General features: G+C 64.2%; 19 protein-coding genes, 1 tRNA gene and 3 pseudogenes. 4 read left to right on the top strand and 19 right to left on the bottom strand.

All coding sequences use genetic code 11. The annotated features are described in order from the left end of the window. The first annotated feature begins 47 nt into the window (after window positions 1-47). On the top strand, window positions 48-911 hold the full coding sequence (locus CK220_RS01730) for an endonuclease/exonuclease/phosphatase family protein (protein ID WP_095809895.1): 864 nt from the start codon (window positions 48-50) through the stop codon (window positions 909-911). Between the two features lie 43 nt (window positions 912-954). Here CK220_RS01730 and CK220_RS01725 read toward each other — a convergent pair whose 3' ends face one another. The 3 genes from CK220_RS01725 to rplU form a co-directional block, all read right to left on the bottom strand. Further along, entirely contained in the window at window positions 955-1,542 is a 588-nt protein-coding gene (locus CK220_RS01725) for a GNAT family protein (protein ID WP_095809894.1), read from the bottom strand. A 123-nt stretch (window positions 1,543-1,665) separates the two neighbouring features. After that, window positions 1,666-1,935, bottom strand: a complete 270-nt coding sequence (gene rpmA, locus CK220_RS01720; RefSeq protein WP_059189273.1) for a 50S ribosomal protein L27 — start codon at window positions 1,933-1,935, stop codon at window positions 1,666-1,668. A 100-nt stretch (window positions 1,936-2,035) separates the two neighbouring features. Continuing rightward, complete coding sequence (gene rplU / locus CK220_RS01715) at window positions 2,036-2,752, bottom strand: 50S ribosomal protein L21 (RefSeq protein ID WP_095809893.1); 717 nt, start codon at window positions 2,750-2,752, stop codon at window positions 2,036-2,038. A 320-nt stretch (window positions 2,753-3,072) separates the two neighbouring features. On the opposite strand from rplU, the gene CK220_RS01710 reads away from it, so the two are divergent. After that, window positions 3,073-3,162, top strand: a tRNA-Ser gene (locus tag CK220_RS01710). A 45-nt stretch (window positions 3,163-3,207) separates the two neighbouring features. Here CK220_RS01710 and CK220_RS01705 read toward each other — a convergent pair. From CK220_RS01705 to CK220_RS01695, 3 genes and pseudogenes are all read right to left on the bottom strand, one after another. Further along, window positions 3,208-4,394, bottom strand: a pseudogene (locus CK220_RS01705) (IS481 family transposase). Between the two features lie 186 nt (window positions 4,395-4,580). After that, a complete protein-coding gene (locus CK220_RS01700) occupies window positions 4,581-5,291 on the bottom strand; it encodes a sulfotransferase (RefSeq protein WP_245428958.1) in 711 nt (236 codons plus the stop codon). 305 nt (window positions 5,292-5,596) lie between these two features. Next, window positions 5,597-6,352, bottom strand: a complete 756-nt coding sequence (locus tag CK220_RS01695) for an MBL fold metallo-hydrolase (RefSeq protein ID WP_095809891.1) — start codon at window positions 6,350-6,352, stop codon at window positions 5,597-5,599. Window positions 6,353-6,494: 142 nt separating this feature from the next. Here CK220_RS01695 and CK220_RS01690 point away from each other — a divergent pair, with 142 nt between their 5' ends. Then, a complete protein-coding gene (locus CK220_RS01690) occupies window positions 6,495-7,067 on the top strand; it encodes a TetR/AcrR family transcriptional regulator (RefSeq protein ID WP_095809890.1) in 573 nt (190 codons plus the stop codon). A 95-nt stretch (window positions 7,068-7,162) separates the two neighbouring features. On the opposite strand, the pseudogene recQ reads toward CK220_RS01690, so the two are convergent. The 6 genes and pseudogenes from recQ to uxaC form a co-directional block, all read right to left on the bottom strand. Further along, a pseudogene (gene recQ / locus CK220_RS01685) lies at window positions 7,163-9,016 on the bottom strand (DNA helicase RecQ). Between the two features lie 206 nt (window positions 9,017-9,222). Next, a complete protein-coding gene (locus CK220_RS01680; RefSeq protein WP_141245081.1) occupies window positions 9,223-10,182 on the bottom strand; it encodes a hypothetical protein in 960 nt (319 codons plus the stop codon). 49 nt (window positions 10,183-10,231) lie between these two features. Next, the gene (locus CK220_RS01675; protein WP_245428910.1) at window positions 10,232-10,924 is read right to left on the bottom strand and encodes a sulfotransferase; all 693 of its coding nucleotides are present in this window, start codon (window positions 10,922-10,924) and stop codon (window positions 10,232-10,234) included. A gap of 264 nt (window positions 10,925-11,188) precedes the next feature. Next, a complete protein-coding gene (locus CK220_RS01670) occupies window positions 11,189-11,521 on the bottom strand; it encodes a cupin domain-containing protein (RefSeq protein WP_095809888.1) in 333 nt (110 codons plus the stop codon). A gap of 27 nt (window positions 11,522-11,548) precedes the next feature. Next, window positions 11,549-12,349 (bottom strand): 2-dehydro-3-deoxy-D-gluconate 5-dehydrogenase KduD, encoded by an 801-nt coding sequence (kduD, locus tag CK220_RS01665; protein WP_095809887.1) that lies wholly within the window; start codon window positions 12,347-12,349, stop codon window positions 11,549-11,551. A 24-nt stretch (window positions 12,350-12,373) separates the two neighbouring features. Then, complete coding sequence (gene uxaC, locus CK220_RS01660) at window positions 12,374-13,783, bottom strand: glucuronate isomerase (RefSeq protein WP_095810251.1); 1,410 nt, start codon at window positions 13,781-13,783, stop codon at window positions 12,374-12,376. A 180-nt stretch (window positions 13,784-13,963) separates the two neighbouring features. Here uxaC and CK220_RS01655 point away from each other — a divergent pair, with 180 nt between their 5' ends. Then, window positions 13,964-15,481: a mannitol dehydrogenase family protein gene (locus tag CK220_RS01655; protein WP_095809886.1), complete on the top strand. Its 1,518-nt coding sequence runs from the start codon at window positions 13,964-13,966 to the stop codon at window positions 15,479-15,481. A gap of 14 nt (window positions 15,482-15,495) precedes the next feature. On the opposite strand, the pseudogene CK220_RS01650 reads toward CK220_RS01655, so the two are convergent. The 7 genes and pseudogenes from CK220_RS01650 to CK220_RS01620 all read right to left on the bottom strand — a co-directional run. Further along, window positions 15,496-15,651, bottom strand: a pseudogene (locus CK220_RS01650) (S26 family signal peptidase); the annotation flags it as partial. A gap of 112 nt (window positions 15,652-15,763) precedes the next feature. Beyond that, window positions 15,764-16,171 carry a F0F1 ATP synthase subunit epsilon gene (locus tag CK220_RS01645; RefSeq protein ID WP_067001534.1) on the bottom strand — a complete coding sequence of 136 codons (408 nt, stop codon included), beginning with the start codon at window positions 16,169-16,171 and terminating at the stop codon, window positions 15,764-15,766. A gap of 116 nt (window positions 16,172-16,287) precedes the next feature. After that, entirely contained in the window at window positions 16,288-17,868 is a 1,581-nt protein-coding gene (atpD, locus tag CK220_RS01640) for a F0F1 ATP synthase subunit beta (protein ID WP_176478960.1), read from the bottom strand. 74 nt (window positions 17,869-17,942) lie between these two features. Next, the gene (locus CK220_RS01635; RefSeq protein WP_095809885.1) at window positions 17,943-18,827 is read right to left on the bottom strand and encodes a F0F1 ATP synthase subunit gamma; all 885 of its coding nucleotides are present in this window, start codon (window positions 18,825-18,827) and stop codon (window positions 17,943-17,945) included. Between the two features lie 34 nt (window positions 18,828-18,861). Beyond that, window positions 18,862-20,391, bottom strand: coding sequence for a F0F1 ATP synthase subunit alpha (gene atpA / locus CK220_RS01630; RefSeq protein WP_095809884.1), 1,530 nt, complete (start codon window positions 20,389-20,391; stop codon window positions 18,862-18,864). Next, window positions 20,391-20,951 carry a F0F1 ATP synthase subunit delta gene (locus CK220_RS01625; RefSeq protein WP_095809883.1) on the bottom strand — a complete coding sequence of 187 codons (561 nt, stop codon included), beginning with the start codon at window positions 20,949-20,951 and terminating at the stop codon, window positions 20,391-20,393. The genes atpA and CK220_RS01625 overlap by 1 nt, the downstream gene beginning before the upstream one ends. 247 nt (window positions 20,952-21,198) lie before the next feature. After that, window positions 21,199-21,594 (bottom strand): DUF4345 family protein, encoded by a 396-nt coding sequence (locus CK220_RS01620; protein ID WP_095809882.1) that lies wholly within the window; start codon window positions 21,592-21,594, stop codon window positions 21,199-21,201. Window positions 21,595-21,604: the final 10 nt, after the last annotated feature.

The raw sequence follows: 21,604 nt of genomic DNA, 5'->3' as shown, positions 1-21,604 counted from the left end.
CAGAGGCGCGGTAGCACTGTTCGCGGGCGAGACCGGGAGGCGCGGGAATGAAGCTTGTCACCTACAACATCCAGTACGGCATCGGCCTCGACGGCAAATACGATGTCGGCCGCATCGCCGACGCGGTGCGCGGCGCCGATGTCATCGCCCTGCAGGAAGTCACCCGCAACAACCCGCGCAACGGCGACCGCGACATGGTGGCCGAGATCGGCGAGGCGCTGCCGGACTATTTTGTCGCCTATGGCAGCAATTTCGAGGTCAATATCGGCTCGCGCCTGGATGCCGGCCGCGCCGTCACCTGCACCTTCCAGCTCGGCAACATGGTGCTGTCGAAGACGCCCATTCATCTGTCGCGCAATCTCCTTCTGCCGCGCAGCCGCAGTCTGGAGCGGATGAACTTCCAGCGCGGCGCGCTGGAGGCGCTGATCGAGACGCCGCTCGGCTTCATCCGCTTCTACTCCACCCATCTGGACCACCGCAGCCCCGTCGAGCGTCAGAGCCAGATCCGTTTCCTGCGCCAGCGCCTGCTCAATTACGCGCTGGAGGGCGGCGGCCTTTCCGGTATTCCCGAAATCGGCCTGCCGGACCTGCCCTATCCGGAAGCCTTCATCGTCATGGGCGACTTCAACATGCTGCCCGGATCGCCCGAATATGTCGAACTCGCCGGACGTCCTGACCATGAATTCGGCATGCCGCTCACCGCCGATCTCGCCGTCGATGTCGCCCAGCGGCTCGACGTGTCCGGCCTCGTCACCTGGATCGACCCCAATCGCCCCAACGATGCGGGCCGCCACAAATGCATCGACTACGTCTTCACCAGCGCTTCGCTCGCCGGCTCGCTGAAGCGCCTATGGGCCGACCGGCAGGCGCGTGGATCCGATCACCTGCCGGTCTGGGTCGAATTGAACTGAGCGGCTTTTTGACCTCTTCCTCGAGGGACCGGCGCTTAGGCGGCTAAAAGTGGACCCAGTTCCGCAGGCTGGTCCAGGTCTTGCGGTCCAGCCGGTAGCGCTCGACCGGCACCTGACCGGCGACGATCGAGTTCAGCATGCCCTGGCCGGCATACTGGAAGCCGCACTTGTGGATGACGCGGCGCGATGCCGGATTGATGACCCTGGTCGAGGCATGCAGCACCTGTGTCGAGGTCTTCTGGAAGGCAAGGTCGACCAGCGCGTGCGCCGCCTCGGTCGCATAGCCGCGCTTCCAGTAAGGCTCGCCGATCCAGTAGCCCAGCTCCAGCCCGCGATCGGTGGTGTTCAACCCCGCGCAGCCGACGAAAGTGCCGGTTCCGGCAAGCGTCAGCGCATAGACGATGCCGGCGCGGCGCGACGAAGCCATGGCGAGGAAGGCGCGGGCCTCGGCTTCGCCGTAAGGATGCGGCATGCGGGCCAGCATTTCGGCGACGTGTCGGTTGTCGGCCAGAGCGGCGAGTTGCTCGAGATCGCTCCCGCGTGGCGCACGCATGACCAGCCGCTCGGTGGCGAGCACCGGGCAATCTATCGCGTAACTTTCGTCTTCGGTGTCTTCCGCTTCGGCAACCATTTTAGTCCTCCAGGGCATGGAAAAATGAAAAGGAGAGATGGAAGCCCATCTCTCCTGATCCTTTCCTGGCCTGGCCAGACACCGGTTCCCGAGATGGGCGCCGGTGTTATGGTGCGGAACCGGCTACTCCGCTGCTTTGGTAATCGGGTTCACCGACACGTAGGTTCGGCCGTTGGCTTTTTTGTTGAAGGCGACTGCGCCGGCTTCGAGCGCAAAAAGGGTGTGGTCCGTGCCCATGCCTACATTGGTGCCCGGATGCCATTGCGTGCCGCGCTGACGAATGATGATGTTGCCGGCGACGACGGCTTCGCCACCGAACTTCTTCACGCCGAGACGCTTGGAGTGCGAATCGCGACCGTTGCGCGACGAACCGCCAGCTTTCTTGTGTGCCATCTTACTAACTCCGATGCGCCCTGAGGCGCTTGAATGGTCTTATGAACGCGTTCGCGTTCCGTTTCAAGTCCGTACCGGCGACGATTATCGCCGGCCGTCCTTACTTCTTCTTCGCCAGTTCCTTGGCCTGCTCGCGCCAGTCCTTGATCTGGTCGGCGCTGAACGGCATGTGCTCGTCGATCTTGGCGACATCCTTCTCGGTCAGCTTGGCCAGCTGCGCGAAGGTGACGATGCCCTGCTCGGCGAGATCCTTCGCCGCGACGGGGCCGATGCCCTTGATCACGGTCAGATCGTCCGGCTCGCCCTTCGGCGCCTTGAACAGCGGCGCGGCCTTGGCCTCTTCGCTGGCGGCAGCCTCCTTGGGGGCGGCCTCTGCCTTGGCTTCCTTCTTGGCCTTGGTCTCCTTCGGAGCGGCTTCGGCCTTCGCCTCGGCGGCGACTTCTGCCTTGGCTTCGGGCGCCTTGGCCTCAGCCTTGGCGGTGCCCTTCTTCGACGGCTTGGCGCCGCCCAGCAGGATCTCGGAGATCCTGACGGTAGTCAAAAGCTGGCGGTGGCCGATCTTGCGGCGCGAATTCTGGCGGCGGCGCTTCTTGAAAGCGATGACGGTGCGGTTCTTGCCCTGCTCGACGACTTCCGCCGTCACCAGAGCGCCATCGACGAACGGCGCGCCGAAGGTGACGTTCTCACCCTCGCCATGCGCCAGCACCTGGCCGATCTCGACGATCTCGCCGACCTGGGCTTCGAGTTTCTCGATCTTGAGCAGATCGTTGGCGGCGACGCGATACTGCTTGCCGCCCGTTTTGATGACTGCGAACATTTTTTGCCTTTCGCTGTTCGGTCGGCCTCGATGAACCGCCTCAGGCGGTTCGGCCGTCTTTTTGTCAGTCTGCGGGTTCAAAAAACAAGCGGCGCGGAGAAGCCCCACGCCGAATGCGGGCTGTCCCTAACCGAAGGTCGCGCGGAAGTCAAGGCAAGCGGCCCGTGGAGATATGCTGAGCGACGCTGCCGGCAACATCAGCCTGTCGTTCGCCGAACGCTTTTCCAAGAAGCGGGAAATCGCTCGACTAGGGCCTTGTAACTGCAGCGGTCAACCGTTATCTAGTGCGCCGCGCCGGCAACGGCCGACCATGACCTCGCGGAGAGGTGGCAGAGTGGTCGAATGCACCGCACTCGAAATGCGGCATACTCGCAAGGGTATCGGGGGTTCGAATCCCTCCCTCTCCGCCATCCTGCTTCTGTGTACAGCCCGGAGACATAGGTAACGTATCGTACCTAAGACATGGGTGACAATCTCGTGCCGAACGGATTGTCGATGGTCTGCAAGGTCCTCTGTTCCAGATCGATATAGCCGAGATCATAGTGCATGAAGGAGACGAGCCAAATGCCTTCGTCCACTTCCTTGATGCCGAGCTTTTGGCCTGCCAGCACATGCGAGATATTGATGCCGCTTGCGATGCATGCAGATGCGACCGCAGTGGGTAACGAGAACATCGCGGTCTTGGAATGGGTAGTGCACCTCGTGCAGGCCGGCATAGGTTCTTGAAGAGGGAGCATAAAGGTCCGCCGTCGCCTTCATCTCCAGCGCCTCGTGCGGCCGTTCGGTGTTGAATTCCTTGACGAAGCCGTCGAATCTTACCTGCTGTTGAAGGATGTTGGCGCCAGCGGTCTGGTTGTCTCTGCCTTCAGCGTCCGGTGCATTCGCTCGTGGCGGCCGTTTTGCTGTGGCTTGCCGGGCTGGATGCGCTCGATGGCAATACCAAGCCTGAGCCAGAAGACAGAGAGCCTGGAGAGATTGTAGAGGCCATTGGGCGAGGCAAAAGGCAGGCCGTTGTCGGAGCGTATGGCGGTGGGCAGGCCGCGCTCTTTGAACAGTCGCGCGAAGACCTGGATGACCGGCACCTCCTTTGTCGACTCAAGCGCTTCACAGGCGAGCAGATAGCGCGAAGCCTGGTCGGAGACGGTCAGTGGGTAACAATAGCGGCCATTGCCGAGCTTGAACTCGCCCTGAAGTCAACGCACCACAGATCGTTGGGCAAGAGCGCCTGCGATAGCTCGGTCCCCTCAGCTTTGTAGCGATGCCGGCGGCGCGCATGGGCGACCAGGCCGTGGCGGTCGAGCACCGCATGCACCGTGCTCCTGGCCGGAATGCGGATATCGCCGTCCAGCTTGCGAACCAGCAGCTCGCGTATCTTTCTGGCACCCCAATGCGGCTTATCCTTCTTGGCCGTCACGATCATCCGCTCGATCGGGTCCGGCAGGTGGTTGGCATAACGCACCGGCCGGCGCGAGCGATCGCAAAGCGCCTCGAGCCCCTCTTGCCGGTATCGGTTGAAGATCTTGTAGCCGGTCTTGCGCGAGATGCCGAACTCCCGGCAAACATCGCTCATGCTTTCACCGTCAAGAAGACGACCGACGAAACGAACCCGCTCGTCCATCACCGAACACTCCTTCCACGGCATCAACACCTCCCGCAAAGCGAAAAGTGTTACCCATGTGTCCGGTACGTTTCGTCACCTATGTCTCGGGTCGTTCATTCGCGCTGCGCGCTTCGCAGGACGAGCCCCAAATGCCTCTCAGCGCGAAGCAGGATGCCCCCGTAGCCTTGGCGAAGGAGGGCCGAAGCGCCTCTTTAATGACGCTCGCTCTCAGCAATATCCGAAATAGGCCATCAGCTCCTGGGCTTCACCCGCCTCGAAGCGCGAGGCGACGTCCGCGGGCAGCTTCGATCGCCAGCCGCCCCTGTAGTCGGTGATCGGCTGGTTGACCTGCGCCGAACGGCGAGCCGAATGCGCCGTGCGAACTCTTCTTGCCCTTCCCCAGACGACCGGCTGCCGGTGATAGTCCAGGATGGCAGCATCGAAAGCCACACCCATGAAGCGGCATAGCCGTTCGATGGAAAGCGCAGGCGACTCGATAAAGTCCTCGTAGCGCCACAGCATGCCTCCGCCCCTCTCGACACAGAGCATCGAGGCCCTGCTGTCGGCGACCCACCTTTGGAAAGCTCTGTCGAAATCGCCCTCGTAGCGCTGCCCGAGCGATGTCACCACATCGCGGCCATCGCGCGTCACCACGATGAAACGGGCGTCCGGAATCGTCTCGAGTATCTGACGGGTGTAATGAATATGCCCGGGGGTTTTTTCGACCCAGACGCTCCGGCGCGAAATCGCCGCCTCAAGCAAAAGCAAGCTTAGCTTGGTCCATCTGGCGCCTTTGTCCGAGACAAAAGCGCTTGTCTCCCGCGGGACACTGAAGACATCCGGATGTGCTGCCAATATCCGGGCGAGCAAGGTCGAACCGGTATGACCGCAACCACAGATGAATATTGAGGCCCTCGGCTTTGGAATAAGCCGTACCACACCCCTGTTCACAATTTTTGATCCCCCGCAGAGACTTATTCGAACTGTTTACCTCGAGGATTGCAACAGGAATGTTTCCACAGGAACGGCGCGGATCCACCGATCCGCGCCGTTCACATTTCAGCGTCTTACCCCCGGTGATGCGCCGCGAGCATTCACTGTCTCGACCGGCCCTACCGACATTCCAAGGACCGCGCCCGCTGCCGCCTTGCTGCATGCAGAGGCGGCATTCGGGCAGATGCCCCATTGCCGGCTGCAGACGCCGGTGATCCGGCAATCCATTTTCATATCCTCGACGAGCGCGCTCATGCAGCCAGCCTCTGCATGGCTTCGGCCATCTGAGCCGAGACACGGCGGTCGTAGTCGTCGGCAAGCGCCCGCAGGGCCGCGGCACCATCGCCTGAAAATGAGGGGCCGTGCATGAGCGCCAGCGTGCGCGGCGCGAGCTTGGCGAGATCACGGATCGTCGCTCCCATGCCGGGATTGAGGGCCGCGTATTTGAACAGATCCTCGGCAGCGATCGCCGGCCCGACAACATCGCCGTCGGTCAGCGCGCGGTCGTTGCCGAGTTGCGTGAACAGATCCCCGCAGAGCAGCGTGCCGGTCGATTCCTCGTACATGACGCCGGCGTCCCAGCCGTGCGGGGTATGGGGTGTATCGATGAAGCGCACGCGCTTGCCGCCACCGAGGTCGATCACATCGCCATCCTTCAGCACGCGAGGGGCGCGATCGGCGAAATCGTTGAGCGACACGTAGACGCCTGTCTGTCCGTGCGCGGCCGTCGCCTGCGGCGCAACGGCGAGCCACTCGTTCATGGCGCCGCATTCGTCGGCCTCGAAATGGCCAAATCCGATCCAGCGCAGGCGTTCCGGCGTGATGATGCGGGCGAGCGCGTCGCGGTTGAGCGCGAACATCTTCCGCAAGCCGGTGTGGAACATAAGCGGCTCATCACCGAGGACGAGGAACTGGTTGAAAGTGAAGCCGGCGGGCGGCGCAATGTCAGGCACATAGGTCGAGAGGCGGTAGATGCCGTCAGCGATTTCGTTGACCTTCGTTTCCATGGGTTCTCCTGCAAAATAGGGCTTGCGTTTCCCTCCTCCGGTCGATCCGGGGCTGGACTTCGGCGAATTCGAAGTACATATATGTGTAGTGAAATACGAGAGCCCTGTCAATAATGGATGCACACGCGTGTGCAGTCGAAATATGACCCGCAAATACACCCTTAAGCGCCGGGCCGAGCAGCAGGCCGAAACCCGGCGGCGCATCGTTGAAGCCGCGATTGATCTCCACGGCAGCGTTGGCCCTGCGGCGACGACCTTTAGCTTGGTTGCCGAACGCGCTGGGGTTCAGCGTCACACGCTCTACGCCCACTTTCCCGATGAGCGCAGCCTGCTGCGCGCCTGCTCGAGCACACACATGGAAGCCAATCCGCTACCGAGCCCGGAGTCGTGGCGTGAGATAGCTGAACCGCGCCACCGGACCGAAAGTGCGCTGCTGGCAATCTACGAATGGTATGGGCGCAACGAAGGGCTGGTCGCCAGCGTGCTGCGTGACGCCGAGCATCACCCGCCAACCCGGGAGGCTGTCGAGACGAGCATCGGGCTGTATTTCGAGGCCTGCCAGGAGGTGCTCGGCCAAGGCCTCGACGGCAGCCAGCGCTCGATGCTTCAGCTGGCGTTGAGCTTCTTCACCTGGCGCACCTTGGTGCGCGAGGCCGGCTTGCAGCCCTCGGAAGCTGTAAACGCTATGGTCGGGTCTATCCACGGCGCAGCTTGAGAGCGGGCGCCGGCTGCGGGCGACTACATCGTTTGAACGCGAATGATCCGCCGTAGGTTGGGCCGGAAGAGCGTGATGCGCCGGCCGATTGTGCCTCAACCTGATTCGCCGCATTGGTGCGCTGCAATCGCGCTCAAGAACACCTCGCCGAATTCTTTAAGCTTGGCTTCGCCGACGCCGTTCACCTCGGCGAAGGCATCGAGGTCGCCCGGGCGGCGCTCGGCCATGTCGATCAGCGTGCGATCGGAGAAAACGACATAGGCCGGCACCTGGCGTTCCTTCGCCAGGCGCAGCCGCAGCGCCTTGAGTGTGGCGAGCAGCGCGGCATCCAGGTCTTCGGCGCCCGCCGCGGCCTGGGCCGAACGCGCCTTGTTGCGCAGGGAACGATGCCGCGTCTCGACGCGATACTCGAAGGCGATCTCGCCGCGGCCGAGCGCGCGGCCGCTCTCGGAAATGGCAAGGCCGCCATAGCCGTCCGGGTCCGGCATCAGGAACCCGCCCGCCACCAGCTGGCGGATCAGCGACAGCCACGCAGGTCGCTTGTGCGCCGTCCCGGTGCCGAAGCTGGCAAGCGTCTGATGGCCCCTTGCCAGCACTTTCTCGGTCTCCTGGCCGAGCAGGATGTCCACGATATGGGAGGCGCCGAACCGCTCGCCGGTTTGCGCAACGGCCGAAAGGATGATGCGCGCCTCGATGCTGCCGTCCGCGCGCGGCGCCTAGCTGAGGCAGTTGTCGCAATTGCCGCAAGGCGACGCGCCTTCGCCGAAATAGCCAAGCAGCACCTGGCGCCGGCACTGCGCCGTCTCGCAATAGCCGATCAGCGTGTCCAGCCGGCCATGCGAGCGCCGCTTGTGCTCCGGCGAGGCATCTTCGTCGTCGATGAACAGGCGGCGTGTGCGGATGTCGCCGAGGCCGTAGAGCATGTGTGCCTCGGCCGACCGACCGTCGCGGCCGGCGCGGCCGATCTCCTGGTAATAGGCCTCGAGGCTCGCCGGCAGGTCGGTGTGGAAGACATAGGCCACGTCCGGCTTGTCGATGCCCATGCCGAAGGCGATCGTCGCCACGATGACGACGCCCGACAGCGTCATGAACGCGTTTTGATTCGCTTCCCGCGCGTCCTTGCTCATGCCGGCATGATAGGTCAGCGCGGTGACGCCGTTCTTTTCGAGGAAGGCCGCCATCTCCTCTGTCTTCCGGCGCGACAGGCAATAGACGATGCCGCTCTTCCCCGCATGGCGTTCGACGAAACGCAGCAGCTGGCGCTTGCTGTCCTGCTTCGGCTCGATGGCAAGGCTGATGTTGGGCCGGTCGAAGCCCAGCACCAGCGTGTCGACGCGATCGGCAAACAGCCGTGCCGATATGTCGGTGCGCGTCGTCTCGTCCGCGGTCGCCGTCAGCGCGATGATCGGCACTTTCGGAAAGAGGTCGCGTAGGCGCGCAAGGTCCTCATATTCGCGCCGGAAGGCTGGCCCCCATTGCGAGATGCAATGCGCCTCGTCGACGGCGATCAGCCGGATGTCGAGCCTGGCCAGCGCGTCGAGCATCCGCTCGGTCATCAGCCGCTTCGGCGCCAGATAGAGCAGGCGCGTCTGGCCCGACGCGACGCGGCGCCAGGCGGCGACATTGGCATCGCGGTCGAGTGAGGAGTTGATCGTATCGGCGGCGACGCCGGCGAGCCGCAGTGCCGCGACCTGGTCCTGCATCAGCGCCACCAGCGGCGAGACGACGATGGTGAGCCCGCCAAGGACCAGCGCCGGAACCTGGTAGCAGAGCGATTTGCCGGCGCCGGTCGGCATGACCGCCAGCACGTGGCGGCCGCACAGCAGCGCCTCTATCACGTCGGCCTGACCGGGTCGAAAATCGTCGAAGCCGAACACGTCCTTCAGCACGCGCCGCTTCGGATCGCGTCCCTCCGCCGCAATGCCCGCCACCGATGCCCGCTCCGCCATCGAGTTTTGCATTGAGAGTGATTCCCGGTTTCGGCTGAGGCTACGTTCTTAAGGCGCAGATCGCCCGAATGCCATCGCAACCCACGCGCTCCGCTCCTTCCTGCGCAACCCGGCGTGGCAGGTCGGTCGGCAGTGTCCACTGCGTCCCGGGCGTGCGGCTCGCGCTGCGGTAGCGCTGAGCGAAGGTTCGCAAAGGGAGGGCGGCGTTAGACTCCGAGCCGGCTCCATAGATTCGCGATCGATCTTCGCAGCCCAGCAGCCCTGGGTTCCCCCGGTCGGATTTCGGCCAGCGCAATGCCGCTCTCGCCCGCGATGGCATAGAGCAGCCAGGTCCGGCCATCCTCCTCGAAAATGGCCGGATCGCGCAGCCCGTTCTCCTTGCTTCTTGCCACGCCCGCCTTGCTGCGGCGAACCGGCAGGCCGGCGCCCTCGTAGTCGGTGCCGGGTCTCAGCAATTCGGTCCTGCCGCGCACGACCCAACGCCGCCAATCCTTGCAAAGGTCGATGCTGCCGTAAATCACGCGCTCCGGCGCGTCGCCCTTGCGCGTATAATAGACGATCAGCGAATCCCCGCTCTTCTGCACTGCCACATGCCGTGGCCGAACCCGGCGCGAGCCCGGCAGCACGACCGGCCCCTCCTCGAAACCGGAAAGACCCTCGATTGATCGGCGAAGTCTGACGGTGCCGGTGCCGAAAAGCCCGTACCACCAGCCGTCGTGCCGAAAGATCCGCGCATAGAACGGCCCTAGCGCCCGGGGACTGGGGTTGAAGTAAAGGCCGTCGACCGATGTGGCCGCGAAGGTCGTCTGCTCGCGGGCACGTCGCTCGGGGCCGTGAAAATACATGACGATGCGCCGGGTTTGCTCGTCCACATGCACGTCGGGAGAGGCGATGTGATCCCTCAGAAAAGGACATTCGCCAAGCGAAAGCACGCCGCCCGGGTGGATCCGCCAAGGGCCTTGCAGCGTATCTGAATAGGCTAGGCGGATGTAGGTGCCGTTGTGATGCGCGAAATACAGGTGATACGTTCCTAGCCGGCCGGTCGCCCAGGCCGGCATCTTGACCATCGATGGGCCGTTTATGCTGGCTCCCTCATCGCCCGGCAGCATATCGGGAGTAATCAAAGGTCCGCCCCGTTCGGCTGAAAGACCGAGCATCAACGTCATGCGTTTGCCCACTCCGGCATGTCATAGTCGAACTCCTCACAGAACCCTCTCAGCCGGGCGAGGAACGCCGGGGGCAGGGCTTTGATATAGCACGGTATTCCTCGTTCCGTTCCCACTTCTTGAGCGATGTTGCCCGTATCGGGTTACCGGCATCCTCGCTGAAGCGGATACGCGGCCTGAGGTCGAATGCTCGCGCGATCCTCTCCTGGACCTCGTCCGGCCGAGCGATCATGTCCTCGTAGCGGACATAGACGATCGCGCGGTTCGGCTGCGCCTTTCTCAGCCGCAGCAAAGCTTCGTATTCGGCCAGCCACCGTTCGGAGGTGACATGGAACCGGCGCTCCGCCCTGCTTTCCGGATGCGAGCTGGTGAGCACGTCGTAAGGATGGCGAACGCAATAGATCAGGCCAATGGCGGCGGGCAATTTCGCCAGATGCGCATGACCCCGATCGGTGCGCTTGACGACAAGGTTGGATTCGGGGCGGTCCAACATATCCAGCCGGGTATATTTCGCTTCGGCTCGATTGACGAAGGTGTCCTCGAAACACCCCATCAGGCGCTGGGTCAGCGTCGTTCCGCTGCGCGCACAGCCGGCAATGAATATCTTCTTGTAAGGCGCAGAGCGTCGAGCAAACCAAAGCCGCCACAGCCGCTTCACATCCAGCGCCAAGCGCCGGACCTCTCTGATCGGCCGCCTGATTGCCTTGCGCAAAAAGGCTTCTGATTTTTGTACGACGTCCATTTCGACTTCCGCTCCCGGGGACTTAGTTCATCCGTTGCCAAAGCCGGCACCCGGAGCCGAATGATGGATCTGCGGCGCCGTCTCTTTGGCCGATATGCCGGCAGACTGCCAGTCCTCTTCGTTAAATCTATCTTCACCATGTTGCGGCACCGTTGTCGTCCTGCGGCAATGTTTGAGTACCGCGGCGGCGCCACGAGCGCCCAGGCAACAAACCCGCGTCTTACGGCGCGGGTTTTCCTTTAGAGCAGTACATAAGCTGTCTCCTCAGGCGAGGAAGTCGGCCCGATAAGGCGCAAAACTGTCGACCAGCCTCCCCGCTTCCAGCGCCTTGACGCCGTGCACGAGGTTGGAGGGCACGATAAAGCTACTTCCCGCTGCCAGAATCTCCGACCGGCCGGCGATCGTGACCTCGAACCGGCCTTCGGCGACATAGCTTGCCTGGACATGCGGATGCGAATGCAGTGCACCGACGCCGCCCTTGTCGAAGGCGAATTCGACCATCATCAGTTCGGCCGTGTGCACCAGCACGCGCCGTCCGTTGCCGTCCGGCGTCGGCTCCCACGCTGTTTCGCCGACATGTGAAAAGAGATGGGTCATCGCGAGCTTCCATTCAGCTTGAAATGGTCACCGTGCCAGCCAGCCGCCGTCCACGGGTACGACGGCGCCATGCATGTAGTCCGACGCAGGCGCGAGCAGGAAGACGGCTGCATCGCCGATATCGCCGGGCTGGCCCCAGCGCCCCGCGGGAATACGCCCGAGGATGGCGGCGCTGCGGTCGGGGTCGGCGCGCAAGGCCTCGGTGTTGTTGGTCTGGATATAGCCCGGCGCGATACCGTTGACGTTAATGCCTTTCGCCGCCCATTCGCAGGCGAGCAGCCTCGTGAGGCCAAGCACGCCATGTTTCGAAGCGGTGTAGGAGGCGACACGGATGCCGCCCTGGAAGCTGAGCACGGAGGCTATGTTGACCACCTTGCCGCGCCGCCCGGGCTGCGCCAGCACGCGTCTGGCAAAACTCTGGCAAAGCCGGAAGACCGTCTTCAAATTGATGTCCATCACGTCGTCCCAGTCGGCCTCGGTCAGATCGACCGCGTCGGCGCGTCGTATGATGCCGGCATTGTTGACCAGGCCGTCGAGCGGTCCCTTCTCGTCCCATATCCGGTCGAGCATTACGGCAGCCGCGGCAGGATCGCCGAGATCGGCGGCCACGGTTTCGAACTGGCCACCCCTGGCCGCGATCTTCTCCGCAGTTTCATCCATCGCCGAGCGGCCGACGGCGATGACCGCGCCGCCGGCGCGCGCGACCGACACGGCAATGCCCTGGCCGATGCCGGTGTTGGCGCCGGTGACGAGGATGCGCTTGTCGGCGAGGCTGAAGGCGGAGAGATCGGGCTCGGTCTTGGTCAAGATGTCCCCCGTGTCTGTCATCGATGGCCGAGCCCCATGAACGCGTCAGAGCCGGTAGGCTTTTTTCGCCAGCGCATAGGTCAGCTCGCTTGCCAGCTCATGTGCTTCGTCCTCGCGCAGCCTGTGCTCGGCGACGAGCCGTGCCAGGAAGGCGCAGTCGACGCGGCGGGCGATGTCGTGGCGCGCCGGGATCGAGGGAAAGGCGCGTGTGTCGTCGTTAAAGCCGACGGTGTTGTAGAAGCCGGCCGTCTCCGTTGTCATCTCGCGGAAGCGGCGCATGCCTTCCGGGCTGTCGTGGAACCACCAGGCCGGCCCGAGCTTCAGCGCCGGATAGACGCCGGCCAGCGGCGCCAGTTCGCGCGCGTAGCTGGTCTCGTCCAGGGTGAAGACGATGACGGCAAGGTCGGGCTCCAGCCCGACGCAGTCGAGCAGCGGCTTCAGCGCGTTGACATAGTCGGTCCGGGTCGGAATATCGAAGCCCTTGTCCCGGCCGAATTTCTGCAAGATGGCCCGGGAATGGTTGCGCGACGAGCCCGGATGGATCTGCAGGACGAGGCCATCGTCACGGCTCATCTTGGCCATCTCGGTCAACATTTGCGCGCGAAACAGTTTCCGCTCGCGCTCATCCTGCGAGCCGCGGCGAATGCGGTTGAACAATTCCACGGCCGCGGCGTCCGAGAGATTGGCGGTCTCGGCCGTCGGATGGCCATGATCGGATGAGGTCGCGCCGAACCCCTTGAAGAAGGCGCGGCGTTGCCGGTGCGCGTCGAGATAGCCGGACCATGTGCCGGTGTCGCGGCCGGTGATCTCGCCGAGGCGATCGAGATTCGCCAGGAACCCTTCGGAGTCCGGATCGACGACGGCGTCCGGCCGGTAGGCGGTGACCACCCGCCCCTGCCAGTCGCTGTCGCGGATTATCTGGTGCCATCTCAGATCGTCGAGCGCCCCCTCGGTGGTCGCGATCACCTCGATGTTGAATCGCTCGAACAGCGCCCGCGGGCGATAGTCGTCCCGCTGCAGCAGCGTGGCAATCGTATCGTAGTGGCGATCCGCCGTGCTGGCATTGAGCGGCTTGTCGATGCCGAACAAATGCGACAGCACATGGTCGAGCCAGAGCCGCGTCGGCGTGCCGCGGAACAGATAATAATGCTCGGCAAAACGCCGCCATATCGCCCGGCCGTCGGTCTCGACCGGCGACCCATCGAGCCTCGGCACGCCGAGTTCCTGCAGTCGCACGCCTTGGCTGAACAGCATGCGGAAGATGTAATGATCCGGCACGATCAGCAATTGCGCCGGGTCGGGGAACGGCTCGTTGAGCGCATACCAGCGCGGATCGGTATGGCCGTGTGGGCTGATGATTGGCAGGTCTTTGATGCCGGCGTAGAGCGCGCGGGCGAGCGTGCGCGCGGACGCTTCGGGCGGGAACAGCAGATCCGGATCGGTCAGAGCGATCATGGACATAGCAGCTCCTCCAGGGTGGGCTATCGGTAGGATCGCCAACGCATCATGTCAACGTTTGCCGACCGCACGCGGCTGTCCTTGCAGCAGCGGGAAACAGGTGTTACGCCGGGTCCGATCCATGACACGGGACACCGACATGCCGCTCCGCCGAAACCCCTCAGCCGTTTTGGCGCCATGACCCGCGGCCGTCTCTCCAACGGAACCCTGCGGTCCTTGCCGGCGGCAGTTTCAGTTCCCGCCTTTGATCGGGATCGGGTCGCGCCCGGCATCGTCCATCTCGGCGTCGGCGCCTTCCATCGCGCTCATCAGGCGGCTTATGTCGACGCCTGCCTGGCTGGTGGCGAGACGGGTTGGGGCATCATTGGCGTCTCGCTGCGCAGTCCCGATACACGCGACGCGCTGGCACCTCAGGACGGGCTCTACACGCTGGCGGTGAGGGAAAGCGCCGGCGAGCAGTTGCAGGTCGTGGGCTCGATCCTCTCGTTGCTGGTGGCGCCCGAAGATCCGGACGCCGTGCTTACCGCCCTCACCGATCCGCGCACCCGCATCGTCACGCTGACCATCACCGAAAAGGCCTATCTAAGGGCGGCCGATGGCAGTCTTGACGAAACCCATCCCGATATCGTCCACGATCTGGGGAACCCTGGATCGCCGAAGACGGCGCATGGTTTCCTGGCCGAGGCGCTTGCGCGCCGCCGCGCCGCCGGCACCCAACCCTTCACCGTGCTCTGCTGCGACAACCTTCCGGCCAACGGCGCCACGCTGCACAAACTGTTGGTCGAGTTTGCCAAGCTGCGCGATGCACGGCTCGCCCGACAGGGCGATGCCGAACTCGCCCGCCATGTCGCCAACGAAGTGGCCTTCCCGTCGAGCATGGTCGACCGCATCGTGCCGGCGACCACCGATGCCGACCGCGCCCGCATCGCCGGCGAGCTCGGCCTCGAGGATGCCTGGCCGGTGATGACCGAGCCTTTCTGTCAATGGGTGATTGAGGATCGTTTCCCCACCGGGCGGCCGGCCTGGGAGAAATTCGGCGTCACCATGGTCGAGGATGTCGGTCCCTTCGAGGACATGAAGCTGAGACTGCTCAACGGCGCGCATTCGTCCCTTGCCTATCTCGGCCTGCTCAGCGGCCACGCCACCGTCGACCGCGCCTTCGCCGACCCGTCCATCCGACGGTTTGTCGACGCATTGTGGGCCGAAGCCGTCCCGACGCTGCCTCAGGCTGCAGGCCTTGATACGGCTGCCTACACGGCGGAACTCGCTGAGCGGTTTTCCAACACCGCGCTTGCCCATCGCACGGCGCAGATCGCCAATGACGGCAGCCAGAAGCTGCCGCAGCGGATCGTCGCCTCCGCCCTTGCAAGGCTGGATGCCGGGTTGCTTCCAGAGCACCTGTCGCTGGCAGTCGCCGCCTGGATCGCCGCATGCGCGGCGCGTGGCGGGACCTTGCCCGAAGGCCATTTCACCGACCCGCTCGACGCCGCCCTCCGCGACATCTTCGCCCGGAATCTGCCGACGGCGGAAATGACAACGGCCGTGTTTGATCTTGCTGGCCTTGCCAAGGGCCATCCCCAGCGTCAAACCCTGATCGAGGTCGTCGCCACCCACCTCGTCCATCTCAGGGAAGGCGGCCCGGCACTTGCGCTGGGCGCGCTTGGCATCGGCGGCGAGCGCGGAAAAACCGAATAGCCTCTGCGCGTCACCTATCTGGCCGCGTTGATGACCTGGCGTGAGGCATAGTCAACGCCGTTTGAATTCCAGAACAGGCGCACTGCCTTGCCGACGAGGTTGCCGTACGGCACCGTACCCATGGTGAAGCGGCTGTCGGCCGAGTTATCGCGGTTGCCGCCGAGCATGAAGACAGAGCTCTCGCCGTTTGCATGAAACGGCAAGACGCCCTGACAAGCGGGCGGACTGTCTCCCAAACGAGAAAGCCGGGCAAACAAAAAAGCGGGGCAAGCCCCGCCGCCGTCAGGCCGGCAGCAGCGCGCCTTCCAAGGTGGTGAGCTGGCTGAGAAACTGCTCGGCCTTGCTGCGGGCCTCGTCGTCCTTGGCGTCCGCGGCGTCTTCCCTGGCTTCCTGGATGCGGCGGGCGAGGTCGGCGCGGTCGATGTCGCCGACGGCGACTGCCGATTCGGCCAGCAGCGTGCAGCCGGAAGGCAGGATGTCGGCGAAGCCGCCGAACACGACGTAGCGCTCTTCCTTGCCTGCCGCGGTCTTCACCGTGACGACGCCGGGCTTGATCGTGGTCATGACCGGAGCGTGTTGCGCCATCACGGTCATCTCGCCTTCGGCGCCCGGGATGACGACGGACTCGACCTGCTCGGAAACGAGCAGCCGCTCCGGCGAGACCAGTTCGAACTTGAAAGCTTCAGCCATGATCAATCTAGCGAATGGTGAATGGTGAATGGTGAACGGTCCAAATGACCTTCACCCAGCCCGATTTCCGATCCGCTACTCCCTTATTCACCATTCACTATTGACCATTCACCAGCTTACGCCGCTTCAGCCGCCAGGCGCTGCGCCTTTTCGACCGCTTCCTCGATGCCGCCGACCATGTAGAAGGCAGCTTCGGGCAGATGGTCGTAATCGCCGGCGCAGAGGCCCTTGAAACCCTTGATGGTGTCGGCGAGGTCGACCAGCTTGCCGGGCGAGCCCGTGAACACCTCGGCGACGAAGAACGGCTGCGACAGGAAGCGCTCGATCTTGCGGGCGCGGGCAACCGTCTGCTTGTCCTCTTCCGACAGCTCGTCCATGCCAAGGATGGCGATGATGTCCTGCAGCGACTTGTAGCGCTGCAGGATCGACTGCACCTGGCGGGCGACCTGGTAGTGCTCCTCGCCGACGACCATCGGGTCGAGCATGCGCGAGGTCGAGTCGAGCGGATCGACGGCCGGGTAGATGCCCTTTTCCGAGATGGCGCGATTGAGCACGGTCGTGGCGTCGAGGTGGGCGAAGGACGTCGCCGGCGCCGGGTCGGTCAAGTCGTCGGCCGGAACGTAGATGGCCTGCACCGAGGTGATCGAGCCCTTGGTCGTGGTCGTGATGCGCTCCTGCAGTGCGCCCATGTCGGTGGCCAGGGTCGGCTGATAGCCCACGGCCGACGGGATGCGGCCGAGCAGCGCCGACACTTCCGAGCCCGCCTGGGTGAAGCGGAAGATGTTGTCGACGAAGAACAGCACGTCCTGGCCCTGGTCGCGGAAATACTCGGCGACGGTGAGGCCGGTCAGGCCTACGCGGGCGCGCGCGCCCGGCGGCTCGTTCATCTGGCCGTACACCAGCGCGGCCTTCGAGCCCTGGCCGCCGCCCTTCTTGTTGACGCCCGATTCGATGAACTCGTGATAGAGGTCGTTGCCTTCGCGGGTGCGCTCGCCGACGCCCGCGAACACCGAGAAGCCGCCATGCGCCTTGGCGACGTTGTTGATCAGTTCCTGGATCAGCACGGTCTTGCCGACGCCGGCGCCGCCGAACAGGCCGATCTTGCCGCCGCGGGCGTAAGGCGCCAGCAGGTCGAGAACCTTGATGCCGGTGACCAGGATCTGCGCTTCCGTCGACTGGTCGACATAGGCCGGGGCCGGCTGGTGGATGGCGCGCATTTCGATGCCGTCGACCGGGCCGGCCTCGTCGACCGGCTCGCCGATAACGTTGATGATGCGGCCGAGCATGCCCGGGCCGACCGGCACCGAGATCGGTCCGCCGGTGTCATAGACATCCTGGCCGCGGACGAGACCTTCGGTCGAGTCCATGGCGATGCAGCGCACGGTGTTCTCGCCGAGATGCTGGGCGACTTCGAGGACGAGTCGGTTGCCGACATTGTCGGTTTCCAGCGCGTTCAGAATGGCCGGCAGATGATCTTCGAACTGCACGTCGACGACGGCGCCGATGACCTGGCGCACCTTGCCGGCGGCGCCGACCCGCTTCGCAGCGACGCTGGCCGCCTTTGCCGGAGCCGCTGCTGCCTTGGCCGGAGCGGCCGCCTTCTTGGCCGGAGCGGCATTCGCGGCTGCCGGAGCCTTTGCCGCCTTGGGGGCCGGTGCCGCCTTGGCGGCGGTCTTCGGGGTAGCTGCTTTCGCCATCGTCTTTGCCCTTTTCGTCTATCTGTTGCTCACGCCGTCCGCCGCGAGGTGGTGGCCTCGGCGGCGGGGCGCGCCTAGAGCGCCTCGGCGCCCGAAATGATTTCGATGAGTTCCTTGGTGATCTGCGCCTGCCGCTGGCGATTGTAGGTGATCGACAGCCTGTTGATCATGTCGCCGGCGTTGCGCGTCGCATTGTCCATCGCGCTCATCTTGGCGCCCATCTCGCCGGCCGCGTTTTCCAGCAGCGCGCGGAAGATCTGCACCGCGATGTTGCGCGGGATGAGGTCGGAGAGGATCTCGCCCGGCTCCGGCTCGTATTCGTAGACGGCTGTGGCTCCGTTGCCCGTCTCGGCAGCGGTGGAAGCCGGAGCCGCCGGGATGATCTGCTGCGCCGTCGGGATCTGGCTGATCACCGACTTGAACTGCGAATAGAACAGCGTGCAGACGTCGAAGCCGCCCTGATTGAACAGGTGGATCACCTTGCGCGCGATCGCATCGGCATTGACGAAGCCGAGCGTCTTGACCTCGCGCAAATCGACGCGCTCGAGGATCAGCGAGCCGTACTCGCGGCGCAGGATGTCAAAACCCTTCTTGCCGACGCAGATGATCTTGACCTGCTTGCCGTCGGCGAGAAGCTTACGAATATGCTCGCGAGCCAGGCGCGCGATCTGCGAATTGAAGCCGCCGCACAGGCCGCGCTCGGCGGTGCAGACGATGAGCAGATGCACGTCGTCCCTGCCGGTGCCGGTCATCAGCGCCGGGGCATCGCCGCCGCCGCCGATCGCCTGGGTGATGTTGGCCAGCACCGCCCCCATCCGCTCGGAATAGGGCCGCGCCGCTTCCGCCGCTTCCTGCGCGCGACGCAGCTTCGCCGCGGCGACCATCTGCATCGCCTTGGTGATCTTCTGCGTCGCCTTGACCGAGGCGATACGGTTACGAAGGTCTTTTAACGAAGGCATGCTTCAAACCTGATCCCGTGCGTCCGGCTGCTCGTCAAGCGAAGGTCTTGGCGAAGGCGTCGATCTCGGCCTTGAGCTTGCCGCGCAGGTCGTCCGACAGCGCCTTCTCCTTGCGGATGCCGTCGAGCACGTCCTTGCCGGCCGAGCGCATGTGGCTGAGCAGGCCATGCTCGAACTTGCTGACCTGGTTCAGCGCCAGCTTGTCGAGATAGCCGTTGACGCCGGCGAAGATCACCGCGACCTGCTCTTCGGTCTTGAGCGGCGAGAACTGCGGCTGCTTCAGGAGCTCCGTCAGGCGCGAACCGCGATTGAGCAGACGCTGCGTGGCGGCGTCGAGGTCGGAGCCGAACTGCGCGAAGGCCGCCATTTCGCGGTACTGCGCGAGCTCGCCCTTGATCGAGCCGGCGACCTGCTTCATCGCCTTGACCTGCGCCGAGGAGCCGACGCGTGACACCGACAGGCCGACGTTCACCGCCGGGCGGATGCCCTGGAAGAACAGGTTGGTCTCGAGGAAGATCTGGCCGTCGGTGATCGAGATCACGTTGGTCGGGATATAGGCCGACACGTCGTTGGCCTGCGTCTCGATGATCGGCAGCGCGGTCAGCGAGCCGTTGCCATTGTCGTCATTGAGCTTTGCGGCGCGCTCCAGCAGGCGCGAGTGCAGGTAGAACACGTCGCCCGGATAGGCTTCGCGGCCCGGCGGGCGGCGCAGCAGCAGCGACATCTGGCGATAGGCGACGGCCTGCTTCGACAGGTCGTCATAGCTGATGAGGGCATGCATGCCGTTGTCGCGGAAATACTCGCCCATGGTGCAGCCGGCGAACGGCGCCAGGAATTGCATCGGCGCCGGATCCGACGCGGTGGCGGCGATGATGATGGAGTAGTCGAGCGCGCCGCGCTCCTCCAGCACCTTGACGAACTGCGCGACGGTCGAGCGCTTCTGGCCGACGGCGACGTAGACGCAGTAGAGCTTCTCCTTCTCCGGGCCGTTGTCGTGCACCGACTTCTGGTTCAGCATCGTGTCGAGGATGATGGCGGTCTTGCCGGTCTGGCGGTCGCCGATGACCAGCTCGCGCTGGCCGCGGCCGACCGGAATCAGCGCGTCGATGGCCTTGAGGCCGGTCGACATCGGCTCATGCACCGATTTGCGCGGAATGATACCGGGCGCCTTGACGTCGACGCGGCGGCGTTCGGTCGCCTGGATCGGGCCCTTGCCGTCGATCGGATTGCCGAGCGCGTCGACCACGCGGCCGAGCAGGCCGGGACCGACCGGAACGTCGACGATGGCGCCGGTGCGCTTGACGGTGTCGCCTTCCTTGATGTCACGGTCGTTGCCGAAGATGACGACGCCGACATTGTCGGCTTCGAGGTTAAGCGCCATGCCGCGGATGCCGCCCGGGAATTCGACCATCTCGCCGGCCTGGACGTTGTCGAGGCCGTAGACGCGGGCAATGCCGTCACCGACGGACAGAACCTGGCCGACTTCGGAGACCTCGGCCTCCTTGCCGAAATTCTTGATCTGGTCTTTCAGAATTGCGGAAATTTCCGCGGCGCGGATGTCCATCAGCCGACCTCTTTCAGTGCAAGCTTGAGCGAATTGAGTTTGGTTTTGAGCGACGTATCGATCTGGCGCGAGCCCATCTTGACGATCAGACCGCCGAGCAGCGACGGGTCGACGGTCATGGCGATGGCCACGTCCTTGCCGGCGATGCCCGTCAGCGTCGTCTTGAGTTCGGCCTGCTGCGCATCCGTCAGCGCATGCGCCGAGGTGACTTCGGCGGACGCCTCGCCGCGATGGTCTGCGGCAATCTGGCGGAACGCCTTGATCATGCCGGGCACGGCGAACAGGCGGCGGTTGCGGGCGACGACGCGCAGGAAATTACCAACGAGGCCGGTGATGTTGGCCCTGGAGATGATCGCGCCGATCGCCTTGGCCTGATCGTCGCTGGAGAACACCGGGCTGTTGATCAGCCGGGCAAGGTCGGCGCTGCCGTTCAGCATCGCCTCGAAATCGTTGAGGTCGGCCTCGACCTGGGCGACCGAATTTTCCTGCAGCGCGAGCTCGAACAGCGAGCTTGCATAGCGCTCTGCGACAGCTGAGATTGGCGATGACGATTGGGCCACGGACCGTCTTTTCTCTTGTCTGACAGGCCGCAGATTGTTGGCGCGAGCGAAAACTCTGGCTAAATCTTTGACCTTACTGCGATTTTTCCAAGCACGGAGGGATGGCTTCCGCTATCCCCGGCCGAAAGTCGATTGCCGTCTAGCACAGGCCTTTTGAGACCGCAATGCATCGTCCGGCATGCTTTTCAGGCACTTTTGTCGCATCAGGCGGCGAAGTCCGGGCCTGAGCGCCGGATTAGTCACGAATTCACGGCACGAAGCCGAAGGCGAAGGCCAGCGGCAGCGCCGCCAGGGCCAATTCAACCACGATGGAAGCCCAGTTGAAAGGTGTGTTGGCGCCGTCCGACATCATCGACAAAAGTCGGCCGAACGCGGTGAACAGCCATGAGAAGCCGAGCGCCATGTAGAGCAGCGGCTGCGCGAGCAGGATGCAGCACAGGCTGACGCCGAGATAGAAGCCCGACATGCGGCCGCGCCCTTCGGCGATCGCCGCCGCTTTCTCCGGCTTCGCCTGCAGGCGCAGGATGCGGAAGGCGAGATTCGGCGCCAGGAACAGGATGAGGCCGATGAGCAAGGTCACGACGGCGCTCGACCATGCCAGCCATTCGCCCTGGCTCGACGGCCACGGAAACGCGAATTCCATCTGATCCCCT

Origin of the sequence: Mesorhizobium sp. WSM3860 (genome assembly GCF_002294995.1) — a bacterium.
Classification (GTDB): Bacteria; Pseudomonadota; Alphaproteobacteria; order Rhizobiales; family Rhizobiaceae; genus Mesorhizobium.
The sequence above is the reverse complement of the archived record's forward strand: the minus strand, read 5'-3'. Positions and strand labels throughout refer to the sequence as shown.

Bases quoted from the DNA above. Each gene is read 5' to 3' on its own strand.
- CK220_RS01730 (WP_095809895.1), top strand. From the start codon at position 48: ATGAAGCTTGTCACCTACAACATCCAGTACGGCATCGGCCTCGACGGC.
- CK220_RS01725 (WP_095809894.1), bottom strand. From the start codon at position 1,542: ATGGTTGCCGAAGCGGAAGACACCGAAGACGAAAGTTACGCGATAGAT.
- rpmA (WP_059189273.1), bottom strand. From the start codon at position 1,935: ATGGCACACAAGAAAGCTGGCGGTTCGTCGCGCAACGGTCGCGATTCG.
- rplU (WP_095809893.1), bottom strand. From the start codon at position 2,752: ATGTTCGCAGTCATCAAAACGGGCGGCAAGCAGTATCGCGTCGCCGCC.
- CK220_RS01695 (WP_095809891.1), bottom strand. From the start codon at position 6,352: ATGGAAACGAAGGTCAACGAAATCGCTGACGGCATCTACCGCCTCTCG.
- CK220_RS01690 (WP_095809890.1), top strand. From the start codon at position 6,495: ATGACCCGCAAATACACCCTTAAGCGCCGGGCCGAGCAGCAGGCCGAA.
- CK220_RS01680 (WP_141245081.1), bottom strand. From the start codon at position 10,182: ATGACGTTGATGCTCGGTCTTTCAGCCGAACGGGGCGGACCTTTGATT.
- CK220_RS01675 (WP_245428910.1), bottom strand. From the start codon at position 10,924: ATGGACGTCGTACAAAAATCAGAAGCCTTTTTGCGCAAGGCAATCAGG.
- CK220_RS01670 (WP_095809888.1), bottom strand. From the start codon at position 11,521: ATGACCCATCTCTTTTCACATGTCGGCGAAACAGCGTGGGAGCCGACG.
- kduD (WP_095809887.1), bottom strand. From the start codon at position 12,349: ATGACAGACACGGGGGACATCTTGACCAAGACCGAGCCCGATCTCTCC.
- uxaC (WP_095810251.1), bottom strand. From the start codon at position 13,783: ATGATCGCTCTGACCGATCCGGATCTGCTGTTCCCGCCCGAAGCGTCC.
- CK220_RS01655 (WP_095809886.1), top strand. From the start codon at position 13,964: ATGACCCGCGGCCGTCTCTCCAACGGAACCCTGCGGTCCTTGCCGGCG.
- CK220_RS01645 (WP_067001534.1), bottom strand. From the start codon at position 16,171: ATGGCTGAAGCTTTCAAGTTCGAACTGGTCTCGCCGGAGCGGCTGCTC.
- atpD (WP_176478960.1), bottom strand. From the start codon at position 17,868: ATGGCGAAAGCAGCTACCCCGAAGACCGCCGCCAAGGCGGCACCGGCC.
- CK220_RS01635 (WP_095809885.1), bottom strand. From the start codon at position 18,827: ATGCCTTCGTTAAAAGACCTTCGTAACCGTATCGCCTCGGTCAAGGCG.
- atpA (WP_095809884.1), bottom strand. From the start codon at position 20,391: ATGGACATCCGCGCCGCGGAAATTTCCGCAATTCTGAAAGACCAGATC.
- CK220_RS01620 (WP_095809882.1), bottom strand. From the start codon at position 21,594: ATGGAATTCGCGTTTCCGTGGCCGTCGAGCCAGGGCGAATGGCTGGCA.